Source organism: Lysobacter enzymogenes, assembly GCF_017168095.1.
Lineage (GTDB): Bacteria > Pseudomonadota > Gammaproteobacteria > Xanthomonadales > Xanthomonadaceae > Lysobacter > Lysobacter enzymogenes_D.
Genome location: NZ_LXSD01000140.1, coordinates 1 through 16,305, shown reverse-complemented (window position 1 = coordinate 16,305; position 16,305 = coordinate 1). Strand labels below are relative to the sequence as shown.

General features: G+C 70.1%; 16 protein-coding genes and 1 pseudogene. 5 read left to right on the top strand and 12 right to left on the bottom strand.

The genetic code is table 11. The annotated features are described in order from the left end of the window. The first annotated feature begins 242 nt into the window (after positions 1–242). On the top strand, positions 243–626 hold the full coding sequence (locus tag A7A76_RS03990; protein ID WP_206409980.1) for a hypothetical protein: 384 nt from the start codon (positions 243–245) through the stop codon (positions 624–626). A 111-nt stretch (positions 627–737) separates the two neighbouring features. Beyond that, entirely contained in the window at positions 738–1,121 is a 384-nt protein-coding gene (locus A7A76_RS03985) for a ribonuclease domain-containing protein (protein WP_206409979.1), read from the top strand. A 100-nt stretch (positions 1,122–1,221) separates the two neighbouring features. On the opposite strand, the gene A7A76_RS03980 is transcribed toward A7A76_RS03985, so the two are convergent. The 5 genes from A7A76_RS03980 to A7A76_RS03960 form a co-directional block, all read right to left on the bottom strand. Next, positions 1,222–1,740, bottom strand: coding sequence for a hypothetical protein (locus A7A76_RS03980; protein WP_241200709.1), 519 nt, complete (start codon positions 1,738–1,740; stop codon positions 1,222–1,224). A gap of 16 nt (positions 1,741–1,756) precedes the next feature. After that, positions 1,757–5,080: a winged helix-turn-helix domain-containing protein gene (locus A7A76_RS03975; protein WP_206409978.1), complete on the bottom strand. Its 3,324-nt coding sequence runs from the start codon at positions 5,078–5,080 to the stop codon at positions 1,757–1,759. 443 nt (positions 5,081–5,523) lie between these two features. Continuing rightward, positions 5,524–5,745 carry a hypothetical protein gene (locus tag A7A76_RS03970; protein ID WP_206409977.1) on the bottom strand — a complete coding sequence of 74 codons (222 nt, stop codon included), beginning with the start codon at positions 5,743–5,745 and terminating at the stop codon, positions 5,524–5,526. A gap of 177 nt (positions 5,746–5,922) precedes the next feature. Then, the gene (locus A7A76_RS03965) at positions 5,923–6,633 is read right to left on the bottom strand and encodes a peroxiredoxin family protein (RefSeq protein ID WP_206409976.1); all 711 of its coding nucleotides are present in this window, start codon (positions 6,631–6,633) and stop codon (positions 5,923–5,925) included. 324 nt (positions 6,634–6,957) lie between these two features. Continuing rightward, positions 6,958–7,857: a DMT family transporter gene (locus A7A76_RS03960; protein ID WP_206409975.1), complete on the bottom strand. Its 900-nt coding sequence runs from the start codon at positions 7,855–7,857 to the stop codon at positions 6,958–6,960. Between the two features lie 108 nt (positions 7,858–7,965). Between A7A76_RS03960 and A7A76_RS03955 the strand changes: the two genes are divergently transcribed. Beyond that, positions 7,966–8,748, top strand: coding sequence for a helix-turn-helix domain-containing protein (locus A7A76_RS03955; protein WP_206409974.1), 783 nt, complete (start codon positions 7,966–7,968; stop codon positions 8,746–8,748). Between the two features lie 154 nt (positions 8,749–8,902). Here A7A76_RS03955 and A7A76_RS03950 read toward each other — a convergent pair whose 3' ends face one another. Both A7A76_RS03950 and A7A76_RS03945 read right to left on the bottom strand, forming a co-directional pair. Continuing rightward, a complete protein-coding gene (locus A7A76_RS03950; RefSeq protein ID WP_206409973.1) occupies positions 8,903–10,408 on the bottom strand; it encodes an amidohydrolase family protein in 1,506 nt (501 codons plus the stop codon). Positions 10,409–10,704: 296 nt separating this feature from the next. After that, positions 10,705–12,741: a M2 family metallopeptidase gene (locus tag A7A76_RS03945; RefSeq protein WP_206409972.1), complete on the bottom strand. Its 2,037-nt coding sequence runs from the start codon at positions 12,739–12,741 to the stop codon at positions 10,705–10,707. Between the two features lie 517 nt (positions 12,742–13,258). On the opposite strand from A7A76_RS03945, the gene A7A76_RS03940 reads away from it, so the two are divergent. Then, positions 13,259–13,639 (top strand): hypothetical protein, encoded by a 381-nt coding sequence (locus A7A76_RS03940; protein WP_206409971.1) that lies wholly within the window; start codon positions 13,259–13,261, stop codon positions 13,637–13,639. Between the two features lie 276 nt (positions 13,640–13,915). Here the strand turns inward: A7A76_RS03940 and A7A76_RS26240 are convergent. Next, positions 13,916–14,020: pseudogene (locus A7A76_RS26240) on the bottom strand (DUF6053 domain-containing protein); the annotation flags it as partial. Here A7A76_RS26240 and A7A76_RS26235 point away from each other — a divergent pair. Then, on the top strand, positions 14,006–14,257 hold the full coding sequence (locus tag A7A76_RS26235; protein ID WP_428995076.1) for a DUF6053 domain-containing protein: 252 nt from the start codon (positions 14,006–14,008) through the stop codon (positions 14,255–14,257). The pseudogene A7A76_RS26240 and the gene A7A76_RS26235 sit on opposite strands and share 15 nt — an antisense overlap. Here A7A76_RS26235 and A7A76_RS03935 read toward each other — a convergent pair. The 4 genes from A7A76_RS03935 to minC form a co-directional block, all read right to left on the bottom strand. After that, the gene (locus tag A7A76_RS03935) at positions 14,170–14,643 is read right to left on the bottom strand and encodes a hypothetical protein (RefSeq protein WP_206409970.1); all 474 of its coding nucleotides are present in this window, start codon (positions 14,641–14,643) and stop codon (positions 14,170–14,172) included. The genes A7A76_RS26235 and A7A76_RS03935 overlap by 88 nt on opposite strands. 150 nt (positions 14,644–14,793) lie before the next feature. Further along, on the bottom strand, positions 14,794–15,066 hold the full coding sequence (gene minE, locus A7A76_RS03930) for a cell division topological specificity factor MinE (RefSeq protein ID WP_074863478.1): 273 nt from the start codon (positions 15,064–15,066) through the stop codon (positions 14,794–14,796). A 4-nt stretch (positions 15,067–15,070) separates the two neighbouring features. Beyond that, entirely contained in the window at positions 15,071–15,880 is an 810-nt protein-coding gene (gene minD / locus A7A76_RS03925) for a septum site-determining protein MinD (RefSeq protein ID WP_206409969.1), read from the bottom strand. Between the two features lie 25 nt (positions 15,881–15,905). Further along, positions 15,906–16,305, bottom strand: a 400-nt coding sequence (gene minC / locus A7A76_RS03920) for a septum site-determining protein MinC (RefSeq protein WP_206409968.1), incomplete at its 5' end; no start/stop codon positions are given.

Here is a 16,305-nt window from a genome sequence, read left to right as displayed (position 1 = left end):
CGCGCGCTCACCCAGTCTCGCCGCGCGCTCACCGCGGCTCTACCGGGTCTCACCGGCGCGGGTGCGGTGCGACACAGTCCGGCGCGAACCGGGCGCGGCCGGGACGCGACCGTAAGGTTGCCGGAAGGCGCGGCCGCCGCGGCGCGGCCAAGGTGGCGGCGCGGCACTAGCGGCCGCCTCGCGCAGACCGCCTCCGGGCCGGGCCCGCGCGGGCCCACCTTGTTCGCAGAGAGAGAGAACCCATGAACGTCCAACATGTGAAGTGGTCGCTGGCCGCCGCCCTGCTGTGCGCCGCCGCGCCGGCCCTGGCCGGCGACCCGCCGGCGTGCAAGACCGCCCCGCCCGAGGCCCTGGTGCGCGACTTCAATATCTGCGTGCACGCCGCCGACCCGGCCAAGGCCTGCCTCAAGTACCGGCTCAACGCCCGCATCTACGACAACGCCCAGGGCCTGCTGCCGCCGCTGGGCGGGATCGGCGCGCAGTACTGGCGCGCCTCGCCGGCGCTGCTGGGCTCGCCGCAGGGCCTGGTCTACAACGTCGCCGTCGGCGCCAAGGGCAAGCCGGTCGCCAAGCGCTACTTCACCGACGACAGCTTCAAGAGCTTCTGCCAGGTCGCGGGCAAGTAAGCGCGTGCGCACGGCGGCGCGGGCGCGCCGCCGTTCCTGCGCGGCCGGCGACGAACCGCAGGCCCGCCGGGGCTGCGTTCCCGATCCGTTTCCATTACCAGGAGTATCGCCATGAACCTCGCCACCCGCGCCGTCTCGGCGCTGAGCCTGTGCCTCGCCGTCGCCGCCGCTTCGGCGGCCACGCCGCCCGCGTGCGGCAGCCTGCCGCCGGACATCCGCGACGCCAAGCGCGACATGTCGGTCTGCATCACCATGGCCAACCCGCTGGCCGACTGCGGCCGCATGGGACTGGACGTGCAGATCTTCTCCAACAACGAAGGCAAGCTGCCGGCGGCCGGCCGCGGGCAGTTGTATTGGGAAGGCAAGATCCGCGCCGCCACCGGCGCGGCCGGCCAGCGCCGCCTGGTGTACCTGGTCACCGACGGCGCCAAGAAGGTGATCAACGCGCGTTACTACTCGGCGGACCACTACGTGACGTTCTGTTCGACCAACTGAGCGCGGCGACGCGCGTTGCGTCGGCCGAGCTGCGGCGGCGGCCGTCCCGCCGCCGCAGTTCGGCCGCGGGCGGCGCGAACGCCGCCCGCGGCCGCGCGGCTCAGCCCTTCCTGGACTTCTTCGGCTTCTCGCCCTTGATCGCGCCCGGCACGATCTGCGGATCGTTGCCGACCTGCGGGTCGCAGGAAATCAGCTCCACGTCGTTGTAGTTGCTGAGCCTGTCGCGGACCAGCACGGTGAAGAAGATCAGGGTCGATTCGGTGTTGCGGTTGAACAGGTACACGCGGCGGCGGTAGTCGGGGTCCTTCTCCGACGGGTCGAACACCGGCGGGCCGATCTGGTCCTTGGCGTCGGAGGTCAGCACGTTGCGGATCTCGAAACGCTCCGGCACCTGGGCTTCGAACGCGTACTCGATCCACAGCCCGCCGGGCTGCTGGAAGGTCACCACGTCCGGGGCGAAGCTGTAGAAATAATGGCCCTTGCCGGCGTTGCCGCCGAAGCCGACATGGGCCACGGTCAGCTCGATCCTTCGCACCGGGTACTGGCCGTCCCACGGCGTGGGGCGCTTGCGCTTCTTGTCGGTCGCGGCCGCCGGCTTGGCGGAGTCTTTCTTGGCCATGATGGATTCCTGTCGGTCATGGTGGCTGGGGAGCGGTTTCGTAAAGCGCTACGAAACCAGGATGGCGGTAGCCGGCGCGCTGCAGCCAGGCGATCTGGCGCGCGGCGCGCGCGCGTGCGCCCAGGCGCACCTGCGCGCGGCTCCAGGCGTCGAGCACGACCCGGTCGCGGGTGTCGGCGGCGAATTGCGCCAGCAATCGATCGACCTGCTGGAAGTCGACGCGCGCGCGCGCCGCGTCGCCGGCGGCGGCATAGCGCTCGCCGCGCCAGGCCAGCGCGCGGGCGAAGCTGGAGCGGTTGGGCAGGTCGGCCGGCGCGCCTTCGTGCAGGCTCTGCAGGTCGGCGATCGCCGCGTCGGCGTCTTCGGCCGAGGCCAGCGGATCGGCCTGGACCAGGCGCAGGCGCACGGTCGCGTCGAGCAGACGCCATTCCGGCGGGCGGTCCTTGGCCTGCATGATCGGCGCCAGCGTGCGCTGGGCCGCGCGCAGGCGCTCGAGCGCGCTCGCGCGCGCGCCGGCCATCGCCGCGACCCAGCCGGCGTGGGCGTAGGCGTGGCCGAGGTTGCGCTGCCAGGTCTGGTTGTCGGGCTGCTGCTCGGACAGGTTCTTGAGCATGCGCACCGATTCGGCGATCTCGCGCTCGGCCTGCCCGGTCTGGCCGCGGTCCAGCGCCAGCACCGAGCTGCGCAGCAGCGATGTGGCCAGCTTGCGCCGCCATTCGTCGGCGTTGGGCTCGCTGTCGACCAGTTCGCGCAGCATCCGGGTCTGCGCGGCGTAGCCTTGCGCGGCCTCGGCCAGCAGCCCGCGCGCGTCCTGCGCGCTGCTCAGCCACGACAGGCTGTCGACCAGTTCGTAGCGCAGGTTGCTGTCGTCGGGCTTGTCGGCCAGCAACTGGCGCTTGATCGCCGCCGAGCGCGCGAACAGCTCGCCGGCCTCGTCCAGGCGCTGGCCGCTGTAGGCCAGGGTGCCGAGGTTGTTGAGCGCGTAGGACAGTTCCAGCCGCCAGCGCGGATCGCCCGGCGCGCGCTGGACCAGCCGTTCGGACGCGCGCAGATAGGCCTGCCAGTGGGTGCGGGTGGCGTCGAACTTCTTTTGCTTGTAGTCGTGATAGCCCAGCCAGTAAGCGGTGGTGCCCGATTCGGCCAGCGCTTCCAGCGACTGCGGCTCCTGGGCGAGCGCGCGCGCGGAAGCGGCCTGGGCGCGCTCGAAGGCGACGCGCGCGTCGTCGAACTTGCCCTGGTCGAGCAGCACCTCGCCGACCGTGCGCAGCGCGCGCGCGTGGCTGACCAGCTCGCGCGGCTGCATGTCGGTTTCCGGCATGCGCTCCAGATACGACAGCGACTGGTTGGCGATGCTGCGCAGCAGCTTCAGATTGCCGAGCGGGCGCAGTTGTTCGGCCAGGTCGTCGAGCATGAAGGCGACCAAGGTCTGCGCCTGGTCGCGGCGCTGCTCGGCCTCGCGCCGCGCCTGCCAGGCCTGCAGGCCCAGGCCGGTGGCGACCAGCGCCAGCGCGCACAGCGCGCCGATCGCGCCGGCGCGCAGCCATTGCTTGCGCCGCTGCTGGCGTTCGCAGGCGTGCAGGAACTGCAGGTCGTCGGCATCGAGCCGATCGGGCAGGCGGCGCGCGGCTTCGCGCGCCTCGGCCAGCGGCCGGCCGGGATTGAGCAGGTGATCGTTGCGCCGGCCTTCGGCGGCCCAGCGCCGCGCCGCGCGCTGCAGGCGTTCGCGCGCCTGCAGCAGCTGGCGGTTCTCGCGCGTCCACTCGCGCGCGCGCGGCCACTGCCGCAGCAGCGCTTCGTGGGCGACGCCGAAGCCGGGCTCGCCGCCGCTGAGCTCGCCGACGAACAGGCGCGCGCGCACGAAGGCCTCGGCCAGTTCGCGCGCGGCCGCGTCGTCCAGGCTCGACCACGGCACCCGCCGGCCAGTGACCGCGTCGCTGTCGGGACGGATCACGATCAGCGCCGCCAGCACCCGCTCCAGGCTGGCCTGCGCGCCCGCCGGCAGTTCGGCGAACACCTGCTCGGCGCGGTGCGCCAGCGCGCCTTCCAGGCCGCCGAGTTCGCGATACGTCGCCAGCCGCAGCAGGCCGCCGTCGCCCTGGCGTTCGTACAGCGCCTGCAAGGTGTGCTGCAGCAGCGGCAGCGAATCGGGATGTTCGGCGGCGGCGTCGCGCAGCAGGTCGTCCAGGCGCAGCGAGCTGTCGGGGTCTTCCTCGAAACTCAGCCCGGCCAGCGCGGCCGGGGCGCGGATGATCTGGCCGATCTCGCCGATGCGCGGGGTCAGCAGGTCGATGTGGCCGTCGCCGGCCTTGAGCTCGGCCAGGCCCGGCACTTTCTCCACCAGCGCCGGATAGAAATCGCTGCGGGCGATGGCGATGGCGGCCACGCGCGGGCTCGCGCACAGCGCGTCGAGCGCGGCGCCGAAGTCGCGGCGGTCGGCGTCGCCGATGCCGGGCGCGGCGACCGCGGCTTCGGCGTGGTCGACCACCAGCAGCAGGTGCGCGCGCTCGGCCAGCGGCGCGGTGCGGCGGGCGAAGGCGTCGTCGATGCGCGCGCGCACCGCTTCGGGCGCGCTGCGCAATTGCTGTTCCAGCCACTGCGCTTCGCCGTCGAGGAACACCGGCCGCCCGTCCAGCGACCACGCGCACAGCGCCGCCGCCAGCCGCGCCAGCAGGTCGCCGCCGCGGCAGGCGCCGAGGTCGAAGTAGGCGCTGGCCAGCGCGTGCAGGCCGTCGAAGCCGCCGTCCTGGCGCAGCAGCGGCAGCACCCCGGCGCGCAGCAGCGAGGTCTTGCCGCAGCCGCTGGCGCCGGCGACCAGGACGAAGCGGCGCTGGTTGTCGATCTGCTCGCGCAGCGTCGCCAGCAGTTCCGCGGTGGCGCGGCTGCGGCCGAAGAACACGCCGGCGTGGTCCTGGTCGAACGAGCGCAGGCCGACATAAGGGCTGCCCTGGGTCCACGCCGCCGCGCGCGGCAGGCCGCTGCGGTAATCGTCGGGGAAGCTCACCGGCGCGACCAGGCGATAGCCGCGCTTGCGGATGGTCTCGATGAATTCCGGTTCGCGGCTGCTGTCGCCCAGGCGCCGGCGCAGCTGGGCGATGGTCTTGTGCACCGGGTTGTCGCCGTAGAACGTGCCGCGCCAGATCTCGATCAGCAATTGCTCGGCGCTGACCACCTCGCCGGCGCGTTCGGCCAGCGCGATCAGCACTTCCATCATGCGCGGTTCCAGCGCGGTGGACTGGCCGTCGCGCACGATCGCCAGGCGGTCGGGCTGCACCAGCAGCGCGCCGATGCGGAACTGCGAGACGCTGGCCAGGTTCTTGATCCGATCGACGCGTTGGGGCATCGCAGCGTCCGCTCGCCTTTCGTTGCTTCAGTCGTCGGGGCCGTTGTCCGCATGACGCCTCATGCGCGCCCCGCCGCCGCGATGCGCAGCGCGCGACGGGCGAGAGGCCGCCGTGGACGTCGCGCCCCTTCGCGGCGTCGGGCGGGGTGTTGCAGTGCGCAAACTAACAAACCTTGTGGTCTGCGTCTGTATCGGATGTGCAACCGCCTCGTGCGTCCGCAGTATGGGCAGACTGGCCGTCGCGCTTGTCCGCTCGCGGTCGCGTTTTGCGTAACGCGCGCGGGCGCGCGACCGGCGGCGTTGGCGAGGACGTGCGCAGGCGCGCGGCGCGAGCGTGCGAAGCGCCGGCGGCGAGGCGGCCGCGGCGCGATGGATGGATCGGGAAAAAAAAGCCGGCCGGGGGCCACCCCCCGCGGCCGGCACAGGCTTGCGGCCGAGGGGGATCAGCCGCAGCAATAGCAGACGTCCGGGCGGCCCGGGCCGCCGGGGCCGAGGTCGCCGCCGAAGTCGGGGCATTCGGCGCGGCACGAGACGTGGTCGCAGTAGTTCGATTGCTCCGGCGCGGCGCCGTTGCCGGCGACCACCTGGAACGCGCCGAATCCCATCGCGGCGCAGAACAGCAGCGCCGCGAGGGCGATCCGGGCACCACGCTTGCGTTGGTTCATTGCACTGCTCCTGTCGTAGGCGCCGCGTACCTCGCGGCGGCGGGCGATGCCCGACGCCGCGGACGCCGTCGGGGCGGCGGGCTCGTCCGCGTCGCCGCGGCCGCGCCCTGTGCATGGACGCCGCGGCAGCGTCGCCGCGCCGTGGCGCGCGCCGCATCCGCGTCGGCGGTTTCGCGGCTAGCGCGAGGCCAGTGCCGTCGAAGTCGAGCCCGTCGGGTTCGAGCCCGTTGGGTTTGAATCCGTTGGACTTGGATCGGTTGGACTTGGAGCGGTCGGACTTGAATCCGGCCGCGCCGACGGTTCCGCCGCCGTCGCCGCGCGCAACAATTCGCGCAACGGGGCCTTGCCGTCGAGTTCGCCGACGCGCTGGTAGCGCACCCGGCCGTCGCCGTCGATCACCAACAGCGACGGCAGCCGGCGCGCGCGGAACAGCGCCAGGGTGCGGCGGTCGTCGTCGACAGCGGCGAGCGGAAATTCCAGCGCGTGTTCGCGCGCATAGGCGGCGGCCTGTTGCGGGCGGGCGAACGCCACCCCGATCAGTTCGACATCGTCACGACGGCGCAGCTCGCGCGCGGCCAGCTTGAGCTGCGGCAGCGAGGCGCGGCAATGCGGACAGGTGGTGTTGAAGAAGAACAGCACTTGGCGCCGCCCCTGCGGCTGCCCCAGCGACAACGCGCGGCCGTCGAGCGCGGTGGCCGCGACTTTCGGCACGAACATGCCGACATAGGGACGATCGACCCGCTCGACCAGCCAGCGCTGGCCTTCGCGCAAGCGCATCGCCTGCCAGCCCAGCGCGACCACCAGCGCGCTGGCCAAGGCCAGCGCCGCCCACAACAGATAGGGCGGACGCGGATTGGGTTCGGCAGCGCTGTCGGGTGGCGACGACATGGCTGCGACCCTAGCAGCGCGCGCAGACGGCGAACTTGACGCGGCTCACAGGGCGAACGCGGCGGCGCGGGGCGGTTGCCGGCGGTGCGCGCAGCGGATGGCGGGCGGCGTGTTGGCGACGCTGCAGGCGGGCGAGTTGCGATGTAGTTGCGGTATCGCGGTCGCGGCTTGCGCCGCTCCTACAGGTAGCTTCGGATGGTTCGTTCGCGACTGTAGGAGCTGCGCAAGCTGCGACCGCGACAGTCGGCCTGCGACGCAAGCCCGGTGTCGCGGCCGCGGCTTGCACCACTCCTAAAGAAGCTTCGGTTCACCGCGCCGCGACGCTCACCCCGCGCACTCGCTCACCTGCAACACCGGCGCCGGCTTCTGCTTCAACGCCTGCGCCACGGCCACGCCGAGCAAGGTCAGGCCGCCGCCGATCCAGTGGTACAGCTGCAGCGGTTCGCCCAGCAACAGCACCGCCAGCAGCGCGGTGAACACCGGGGTGAGGTTCATCAGCACCGCGGTCTTGTCGGTGCCCAGCTTCAACAGCCCGTGCATCCAGAACCACGGCGCCAGGGTCGAGGCGAGGATGCCGGCGTACAGCACCAGCGGCAGGTTGTGCGCGGTCAGCGCCACCGACGGCGCCAGCGCGAAGCCCGGCAACAGCAGCACGGTGCCGCACAGGATCTGCAGGTACAGCGATTCGCCGTTCGGGATCGGCAGCGCCCAGCGCTTCACCAGTACGCCGTACAGCGCGTAGGAGAACGCGGCCAGCAGCATCATCAGCTCGCCGCGGCCCAAGCCCTGCTGCAGCAGCCGCGCCGGATGGCCGCCGCTGAGCAGCCAGGTCAGGCCGATGAAGGACACCGCCGCGCCGATCAGTATGCCCGGCGAGGGCCGGGTCTTGAGCAGGGCCATGCCGATGACCATCGTCATCGGCGGAATCGCCGCGACCACCAGGCCCATGGTCATCGCGCTGACGCTGTGCGCGGCGAAATACGCCAGCGACTGATACAGGACCATGCCCAGCGCGGCCAGCACCACCAGCTTGCGCCAGTGCGGCCGCACCTGCGCGCGCAGCTTCCAGACCCGCGGCAGCAGGAACGGGGTCAGCGCCAGCAGCGCGACCAGCCAGCGGTAGAACGAGATCGCCGCCGGCTCGATCGCGCCGGCCGAGAGCTTGCTGACGATCGTGTTTCCGGCCCAGATCACGGTGGCCAGGATCGGCAGTAACAGGTGCATCGCGGACATCCTTCGTACAACGGGTACAACGTGGGGGCAGGCTATTTTAGAATGTCGGGTAGCCGGCAAATGCCGATAATCCGACACGCCGTAGCGAACCCCGGACAAATGCGCCGCAGCCGCCAGTTCCATTACCCCTACCGTTCATTGCCGGGCCCGCTGCTGCTGCGCTACGAAGCGCTGGCGGTGGACACCGAGAGCGCGCTGCACCGGCATCCCTGGGGCCAGCTGGCGTTCGTGGAGTCCGGCAGCATGTCGTTCGTGGTCGAGGGCCAGCCGTTGTTCGCGCCGCCGGGCTATGCGGCGTGGATCCCGGCCGGCATGGACCACACCTCGCACAACCGGCGCGAAGCGAAATGCCGTTTGATCAACATCGCCGAACGCTACACCCCGGCGCTGCCGGCCGCGCCCGGCATCGTGCGCCTGCATCCGCTGTTTCTGGCCGGGGTCGAGGATTTGTTCGACCGCGGCGTCGAGATTCCCGACACGCCCGCCGACCGGCGTCTGGCGCGGGTGCTGATCGACAAGCTGCTGGCCACGCCGATGCTGCTGAGCTTCGTCCCGCACAGCGACGATCGCCTGCTCGGGCCGATCCTGGACGCGCTGCAGCACGCGCCCGGCGACAACACCACCCTGGCGCAGTGGGCGCAGCGCGTGCACACCACCGAGCGCACCTTGAGCCGGCGCTGCCGCGACGAATTGGGGATGTCGTTCGCGCAATGGCGGCAGCGCCTGCGTTTCCAGCAATCGGTGCCATTGCTGGAGCAGGGGCGCAGCGTGCAGCAGGTGGCCGCGCAGATGGGCTACGCCAGCGCGTCGGCGTTCATCGCGATGTTCCAGCAGTTCAGCGGGACGACGCCGCAGAGGTTCCGTGGGGCGAAGGCGGGGTAGGCGGTGCGATCAGGGTCGCGCCGTAGTCGAAGTGTCGCGGTCGCAGCTCGCGCAGCTCCTACAGGGTGCTCTTGTAGGAGCTGCGCGAGCTGCGACCGCGACAATGCAACCACGGCGAAACCCCCACCGTTTCCGTCCCGCAATAGCGCGCGCCTCAGCGCTCGGCGGGCCCAGCAGCCTTTGCAGCCTCATCCGCCGCCCGCTGCGCCGCCACTTCTTCGCGCACCTGCGCCAGCATCGCATCCAGCGCCGCGCGGTCGTGGACCTTGCCGCGCAGCACGAAAGTATCGATCTTGCGCGTCGCGCCGATATCGCGCAGCGGGTCGGCGTCGAGCAGCACGATGTCGGCCGCCTTGCCCGCCGCCAGCGACCCGTGTTCCTTGTCCTGGCCGAGGAAGCGCGCGCCGTTGATGGTCGCCGCGCGCAGCGTCTGCAACGGGGTCAGGCCGCTTTCGACGAAGCGCTGCATCTCGTCGTGCAACCCGACGCCCGGGTAGTTGAACGAATTGAGGAAGCCCGCGTCGGTGCCGGCGAGGATGTTCACGCCGGCTTGCTGCAGCAGCGGCAGGATCGAAGCGTTGCGCTGGTAGCGCTCGTGCCGGCGCACGATCGCGGCCGCGTCGTCCTTGGCCGCGCGCTCGACCCGCCACGCGTACGTCGCCTGCAGGCCCGGGCCGATGTATTGCAGGTACGGATCGCGCTTGTGGTCGTCGCGATCCAGATAGGTAGTGACGAAGCTGCCGTTGAGCGTCGGCGTCACCGCGGTCCCGCGCTGGGCGAGGCGGCGGTAGACGGCGAGCGCGGTCTTGCGGTCGAAGCTGGCCTGGATGCGGTTCCAGCCCTCGCGGCTGTCGATCTCGCCGCGGCGGACCATCGCGCTGATCTCGGCCTCCTGCGACGAGCCGGCCTTGTACGCATACTCGATATGCTCGATCGAACTCAGCCCGGCCTGGCTGACCTCGTCGACCGGCAGCACGAACGGCAGGTGCGCCGAGACCCGCAGGCCGCGCGCGCGCGCCTGCTGCAGCGCGTCCATGAACAGTTCCGGCGACAAGGTGTTGTCGGTGATCTTGACGAAGTCGACCTTCCAGCCCTGCAACTGGTCCAGCGCCTTGGCTATTTCTTCGTGGCTGCCGACTTCGATGTCGCCGGGCCAGATCGACTTGTAGCCTTCCAGTTTCGGCCCGGAGGTGAAGATGGTCGGGCCGTCGAGGCGGCCGGCGGCGACCGCGTCGCGCCATTCGAACACGCTCGGGCTGAGGTCGCCGGCGGCGTCGCGCACCGCGGCGATGCCGTGGGCGACGTACAGCGGCAGCAGGTTCTTGTTCTCTTCGATCAGTTTGTCGCCGCCGCCGAAGTGCACGTGCATGTCCCACAGGCCGGGGATCGCGTACTTGCCGCCGGCGTCGATGCTGCGCTGCGCGGCGAAGCGCGCCGCCTTCGCGTCCGCCTCGACCGCGACGATGCGGTCGCCGCGCACGGCGATCAGGCGGTCGCTGCGCAGCTTGCCGGCGATCACATCGACAACATTGGCGTGGCGGATCAGCAGGTCGACCGGCTCGGCGGCGGGTTCGCCGGCGTGCGCGCCGGCGGCGGCGAAGGCCGCGGCGAACAGGGCGAGGACGGTGCGGCGCGGGGCGATGCGGTGGGAAGCGGTCATGCGGGGCGGGCTCGTCGGCAGCGGCGGGAGGCCGCCGGTCAGGCCCGGATCATCGGCCGCCGCCGCGCCGCGCGCCAGTACCGGGTCGGGCGGAGGTGATGGATCGGGTGAGCTGTTTCGGCGGGTCGCAAGCGGGGTTGGGGGAGCAGGAGTGGGGTTGGGGAACTGAAGTTCTGTCGCGGCCGGTGCGATGCTGCGCGGCCGCGGATTCGCGAACTTGCGTCGGCGGGGACGGCATCGCGCAAAAAAAACGGGCCGGCATGCGCCGGCCCGTGGTATCGACTGAAAACCGCCGCTCAGCCCTTGGCGGCCTTGGCCGGCGCCTCGTTCTTCGCCGCAGGCTTGGCCGCCGGCGGCACCGGCGCCGCAGCGCCCGCCGCCGAGGCCTGCCAGCCGCAGCTCTTGCCTTCGTTCTGCTGCTTGAGCCAGGTCTGCAGCGGCGCGAAGTATTCCAGCACCGCCGAGGCGTCCATCTTCTCGCCGCCGGTGAGCTCCTTCATGGTCTGCTGCCACGGCTGGCTCGCGCCCTTGCTCAGCATCGCCTCGAACTTGGCGCCGGCGGCCTTGTTGCCGTAGAAGCTGCACTCGTACAGCGGGCCCTTGTAGCCGGCCGCGTCGCACAGCGCCTTGTAGAACTGGAACTGCAGCACGTGCGAGAGGAAGTAGCGCGTGTACGGGGTGTTGCCCGGCACGTGGTACTTGGCGCCGGCGTCGAAGAACTCTTCGCCGCGCGCTTCCACCGGCGCCACGCCCTGGTACTTGGCCTTCAGCTCCCACCACGCCTTGTTGTACTGGTCGGGCTTGATCGAGCCGTCGAACACGCCCCAGCGCCAGCGGTCGATCATCAGGCCGAACGGCAGGAACGACACCTTCGCCAGCGCCATGCGCATCTGCGCGTTGATCAGCGCTTCCTGGCTCTGCTGCGGGTTGGCGACCATGCCGATCGAGGACAGGTACTTGGGCGTCATCGCCAGCACGATGGTGTCGCCGATGGCTTCGTGGAAGCCGTCGTGCGCGCCGGTCTGGAACAGCGGCGGCTGCTTGTTGTAGGCCAGGTAGTAATAGACGTGGCCGAGCTCGTGGTAGATCGTGGTGAAGTCTTCTTCGTTCGGCTTGATGCACATCTTGGTGCGCACGTCGCCGCTCATGTTCATGTCCCAGGCGCTGGCGTGGCAGACCACGTCGCGGTCGCGCGGCTTGACGAACTGGGTCTTGGCCCAATAGCTGTCGGGCAGCTTGGGCATGCCCAGCGACACGTAGAAGTCCTGCGCGCGCTCGGTCATGCGCTTGGCGTTGGCCAGCGAGGCATCGACTTCGGCCTGCGCCTGCTGCGCGGCGCTGGCGCCTTCGCCGCCGCCCTTGGCCTGCTGCGCGTCGAGCGCCTGCTGGTACTGGCGCGCGAGCGCGGCGTTGATGTCGAGGCTGCCGGCCTGCTGCTCGCTGTACGGCGCCAGCACGTCCCACAGGTTGCCCCAGTCCTGCTGCCACATATTGCCGAGCAGATGCGCCGGCAGCAGGCCGCCGCCGACCTGGCCCTTGTCGCTGCCGTACTTGGTTTCCAGGCGCGAGCGGGTGTAGCAGTGCAACTGTTCGTACAGCGGCTTGACCTGGCCCCACAGGCGGTCGGTCTCGGCCGACAGCTCCGCCGGGCTCATGTCGTAGCCAGAACGCCACAGCTCGCCGGTGTCGGCGTAGCCGAGATTGCGCGAGCCTTCGTTGACCAGTTCGACGAAGCGCGTGTAGTCCTTGCGCATCGGCTTGGAGATGGTGTGCCAGCCCTTCCAGGCGTCGAGCTGGGCGTTGTAGTCGCGGCTGTTGCGCAGCACGTCCTCGAGTTCGCCGAGCTGGCGGCAATCGGTGTCGCCGGGGCCGCTGCAGTAGCTGCCCGAGCCGTACATGCCTTCCATGCGGGTGGCGATCTGGGTCAGCTCGGCGAGCTTGGCCGGATCCTTCGGCGCCGGCATCGCGGTGCCGATCTTCAGCAACTGGATCGCGCGCGCGGTGGCCGGCGACATCGGCTGGCCTTCGAACTTCCTGGACTGCTCGATCCAGCTGTTGAGCTGGCCGAGGTAGCGCTCGTTGGCCTTGGCCGAGAGCAGCTGGCTGTCGTCGTTGATGTAGGTCGACGACAGCCACTGCGCCGCGGTCATCTCCGGATACATCTTCTTGTATTCGTCGTTGACCCGGGCGATGAACTGGTCCGCGGTCTCGCCGGCCGGCGCGGCGGCCGGGGCGTTGGCGCTCGGGGCGGGGGCGGGTTCCTTCTTGCAGCCGGCCAGGCCGAACACGGCCGCAGCGACGCCGAGCGCCAATACGGCGCGGACAGGTTTCATGTGTGCTCTCTCCAGTAAAAAGTGTCGCGCTGGGCGCGCGAACCGGAAGGCTAGAGGGCGGGTGGGGATGGCGCAAGCCGCACTGCGACGCGAGGCGCAGGCGGCGTGCCGCGCAACGCCTGCTGAGATGGGTTTGCGCAAATCCGGCACAGTCGCGGCATTGAAATCGTTTACATCAGACGCGCCGAACCGATCTATTTGGCCGATTCGGGCGCTTTGTCCATGACAAACTGCTGACAGGTTCGCGAAAATTAGTTAAGAAATTGTTTTGTGTAATCGGTTAGATTGTTAAATATTCGATATTCACATCGCATCGACGCAACGCTCGCAGCTTCGGCCGCAATTTCGTTCAGTCAGGGGAACAACGCGTGAACGCTCGGAGCGGGCGCTTGTCACGAAAACGGATTTGATTTGTGACGAGAAAACGGAAAAAGTGACGTCCAAGGGCAGCCGCTGGTCGGCTGGCCGCGCCGGGGTGGGGACTTCGGCACCGCGTATTGGCTGCAACGGATAAGGCATGAAACCGACCTTGGGCTCCGCCAACGGCAAGTTGCACACGGCCACGCTGACGGCACTGCCGCCGCGCGGACGCGAGGGCGGCGCCCGCTTGTTCAGCGCCGACCTGAGCTGGACCCAGGAGCCCGAAGCGCCGGTGCGCAGCCGTCGCCCGTTCGCCCGCCGCGCCGTGCGCATCGCGCTGTTCGCGCTGCTGGCAATGGCCGCGGTGGGCGTGGTGGTCATCAACGGCCCGGCCGACGCCGGCCCCAACCGCAGCGCCGCGCGCGCCTTGCCCGATCCGGTCAGCGAAGCGGAGGTCGAAGTCGACCGCGCCGTGGCGCTGCCGGAACTGGCCGCGCCGACGGCGTCGCAACGGCGCGACCGCCTCGCCGCGCACTGAGCGCGGCGGCGAAGAACTCGGGGAGAGTGGCGCCTGGACGGCGCTTCAGGGGAAGGGCAGCACGCAACACGCAACGCGCAGCATGCAATGCAGGCAGTACCCGCCGGAGCCGGTTATGGGGATAGCCGCTCCGCACCGTTTGAATGGCGTCGGCGCCAGGGAGGGCGTCGGTGGCCGCTCGCGGCGATGCGCCGCGCATTGCCGGCTTGAATGCGGCTCGCCTGCTGAGGTTTCAGCGGCCGCGCTCTGGAGTTCCCGATGTTCCCACTCTCGCTCTCATGACAGTCCAGCTGTTGCAGCCGCGCTTGTGTGATGAGTTCTTGTGCGAGGCGCTCTTGTGGGAGGGGCTTCAGCCCCGACGCTCTTGTGCCCGATGGCCGCGTTGTCGCGATCCGAGCGGAAAGCATCGGGGCTGAAGCCCCTCCCACAAGGGCGCTTCGCACAAAAGCGGGGATTCCAGAACGGGAACTGCTGCGAGAGCAAGCACTGCAAACGCGCACGCTGCGAACGCAGCTGCGCGAATTGCGCCGTTACGCCGCCAGCGTACGTTCCGGCAACGCGACCAGGCCGCGCTCGGCCAGCCAGCGCCACGACGTGTCCGCGTCCTGCTCGACATAGGCCTTCGCCGAGCCCAGCCGGAAGCTGTAGCCCCATGCGTCCATGTCGGCGTACATGCGCTCGCGCCCGACCCCGGGCAGGGCGTCGGCCAGCACCGTCTGCAGCACCAGCACCGCGTCCTCTTCCTCGATCGAGTCGGTGGCGTCGGTGTGCACCGCCGCGCGCCGCTGCGGCGGCAGCACGATCAGGTGGCAGGCCTCGTGCAGCATCGAATGCACCGGCGTGTCGTCGCGCACGTAGACGGCGCTGGCGATGATGCCGGCCTCGCTGTCGCCCCAGTAGCTGCCGGGAATCGCCTCGCCCGCGGGCACGCGCTGCAGCGTCAGCCCGTAGCGGGCGAGCAGGGCGGCGGCGGCGTCGAAGGCGATGTCGGCGAGCAGGAGCATGGCGCAGAGGCACGGCGGTGAGAGGCGCGGTCGCGGCCTCGTGTTTGCGGCGCGATCGGTGGTTTCGCGGTCGCGGCTTGCGCCGCTCCTACAGGGGGATTGCGTGGGTGGCTGCGAAACGCGGCGGCCGGGAGGTCGGCCGCCTATGCGTCAGGCCTGCGCCGGCGTCGAGCCGGGCGCGTCGGGCAGGGCCACCGAGATGTCGAGCACGTCGTGCTGGCCTTCCTTGACCACATCGACCTTGACCGCTTCGACGTCGACGTTGACGTACTTGCGGATCACTTCCAACAGTTCGCGCTGCAGCATCGGCAGGTAATCCGGGCCGCCGCGGCCGGCGCGCTCGTGCGCGACGATGATCCGCAGGCGGTCCTTGGCGACCGCGGCGGTTTGCTTCTTGGCCAGCAGGAAGTCGAACAGACCCATGAGCTCAGCCTCCGAAGATCTTGCTGAAGAAGCCCTTCTTTTCCACTTGGGTGAAGCGCATCGGACGGGTGTCGCCGAGCAGGCGGGCGACGGCGTCGTCGTAGGCCTGGGCAGCGTCGGATTCGGTTTCCAGGATCACCGGCTCGCCCTTGTTGGAGGCGTTGAGCACGTCGCCGGATTCCGGGATCACGCCGACGGTCTTGAGGCCGAGGATTTCCTCGACGTCGCCGATGCTGAGCATCTCGCCGGTCTCCACCCGCTTGGGGCTGTAGCGGGTCAGCAGCAGGTGCTCCTTGACGCGCTCGCCGTTCTCGGCGCGGCGGGTCTTGGACGAGAGCAGGCCGAGGATGCGGTCGGAGTCGCGCACCGAGGACACTTCCGGGTTCACCACCACCACCGCCTGGTCGGCGAAGTACATGGCCAGGAACGCGCCCTTCTCGATGCCGGCCGGCGAATCGCAGACGATGTAGTCGAAGCCTTCGGCGGTGAGGTCTTCGAGCACCTTCTGCACGCCTTCCTTGGTCAGCGCGTCCTTGTCGCGGGTCTGCGAGGCGGCCAGGATGAACAGCGTGTCGAAACGCTTGTCCTTGATCAGCGCCTGCTTGAGCGTGGCTTCGCCGTTGACGACGTTGACGAAGTCGTACACCACGCGACGCTCGCAGCCCATGATCAGGTCGAGGTTGCGCAGGCCGACGTCGAAGTCGATGACCGCGACTTTGTGGCCGCGTCGGGCCAGACCGCAGGACAGGCTGGCGCTGGTCGTGGTCTTGCCGACGCCGCCCTTGCCCGAAGTGACAACAATAATCTCGGTCAAAATTCGTTCCTCCGTTCGTGCGGCGTCAGTCCAGCGCCGCAATCTTGATTTGTTCGTCTTCCAGCCAGACCTGCACCGGCTTGCCGCGCAGGTCCTTGGGGATGTCTTCGAGCACTTTGTAATGGCCCGCGATCGCCACCAGTTCGGCATGGAACTCGCGGCAGAAGATCCGCGCGCGGGCGTTGCCCTGCGCGCCGGCGAGGGCGCGGCCGCGCAGCGGGCCGTAGATGTGCACCGAACCGTCGGCGATGACTTCCGCGCCGGCGCCGACCGTGGTCAGCACGGTCAGGTCGCGGTTGTCGGCGTAGATCTGCTGGCCCGAGCGCACCGGAGCGGATTGGATCATTCCTACCGATGAAGCCTGCGCGACGGCCGCCGCGCCGGCCGGAGGCCGCGGCGCCGCCTTGGCCGGCTCGGCCGCCGGC

Coding starts and splice junctions, on each gene's coding strand:
- A7A76_RS03990 (WP_206409980.1), top strand. CDS start 243: ATGAACGTCCAACATGTGAAGTGGTCGCTGGCCGCCGCCCTGCTGTGC.
- A7A76_RS03985 (WP_206409979.1), top strand. CDS start 738: ATGAACCTCGCCACCCGCGCCGTCTCGGCGCTGAGCCTGTGCCTCGCC.
- A7A76_RS03980 (WP_241200709.1), bottom strand. CDS start 1,740: ATGGCCAAGAAAGACTCCGCCAAGCCGGCGGCCGCGACCGACAAGAAG.
- A7A76_RS03975 (WP_206409978.1), bottom strand. CDS start 5,080: ATGCCCCAACGCGTCGATCGGATCAAGAACCTGGCCAGCGTCTCGCAG.
- A7A76_RS03970 (WP_206409977.1), bottom strand. CDS start 5,745: ATGAACCAACGCAAGCGTGGTGCCCGGATCGCCCTCGCGGCGCTGCTG.
- A7A76_RS03965 (WP_206409976.1), bottom strand. CDS start 6,633: ATGTCGTCGCCACCCGACAGCGCTGCCGAACCCAATCCGCGTCCGCCC.
- A7A76_RS03960 (WP_206409975.1), bottom strand. CDS start 7,857: ATGCACCTGTTACTGCCGATCCTGGCCACCGTGATCTGGGCCGGAAAC.
- A7A76_RS03955 (WP_206409974.1), top strand. CDS start 7,966: ATGCGCCGCAGCCGCCAGTTCCATTACCCCTACCGTTCATTGCCGGGC.
- A7A76_RS03950 (WP_206409973.1), bottom strand. CDS start 10,408: ATGACCGCTTCCCACCGCATCGCCCCGCGCCGCACCGTCCTCGCCCTG.
- A7A76_RS03945 (WP_206409972.1), bottom strand. CDS start 12,741: ATGAAACCTGTCCGCGCCGTATTGGCGCTCGGCGTCGCTGCGGCCGTG.
- A7A76_RS03940 (WP_206409971.1), top strand. CDS start 13,259: ATGAAACCGACCTTGGGCTCCGCCAACGGCAAGTTGCACACGGCCACG.
- A7A76_RS03935 (WP_206409970.1), bottom strand. CDS start 14,643: ATGCTCCTGCTCGCCGACATCGCCTTCGACGCCGCCGCCGCCCTGCTC.
- minE (WP_074863478.1), bottom strand. CDS start 15,066: ATGGGTCTGTTCGACTTCCTGCTGGCCAAGAAGCAAACCGCCGCGGTC.